The sequence below is a fragment of the Mesorhizobium sp. M1006 genome (genome assembly GCF_040318825.1).
Lineage (GTDB): Bacteria > Pseudomonadota > Alphaproteobacteria > Rhizobiales > Rhizobiaceae > Mesorhizobium.
This window is the reverse complement of sequence record NZ_JAMYMZ010000168.1, coordinates 1-563: the sequence shown is the minus strand read 5'-3', so window position 1 is coordinate 563 and position 563 is coordinate 1. Positions and strand designations below refer to the sequence as shown.

The following is a 563-nucleotide window of genomic DNA, read 5'->3' as shown; positions in this document are numbered from 1 at the left end:
GGCGACGGCGAGGTTCTCGTCAGGGTCAGAGCGAGCGGCGTCAATCCTCTCGACACTAAGATCCGCGCAGGCGCTGCGGCACATGCGAAACATCCGCTTCCGGCGATTCTCGGCATCGACCTTGCCGGCGTCGTCGAGCAGGTTGGTCCGAGTGTCACCGCGTTCAAACGCGGGGACGAGGTCTTTGGCATGACCGGAGGCGTGGGCGGGAACCAAGGTTCGCTGGCCCAGTTCGCAGCAGTCGATGCGCGGCTGCTTGCACCGAAGCCCACGAACCTGTCCATGCGCGAGGCGGCAGCGCTGCCGCTGGTCTTCATCACCGCATGGGAGGGCCTTGTCGATCGTGCCAAGGTTTCGGCAGGTCAGAAGGTCCTGGTCCAGGGCGGTGCGGGCGGCGTCGGTCATGTTGCGATCCAGATCGCGAAGGCGTTCGGCGCCGAGGTGTACGCCACTGACGCAGCCGCGAAGAAGCCGTTGATCGAGCGCCTGGGAGCGGTCGCGATCGATTATCGCGAGAAGACGGTGGAGCAATATGTCGCCGAATACACGGACGGTCGCGGCTT

At 65.0% G+C, this 563-nt stretch carries 1 protein-coding gene; it reads left to right on the top strand.

All coding sequences use genetic code 11. From position 1 onward, the window contains the following. A partial coding sequence (locus NKH60_RS35075) for an alcohol dehydrogenase catalytic domain-containing protein (protein WP_352875149.1) occupies positions 1-563 on the top strand: 563 nt, incomplete at both ends.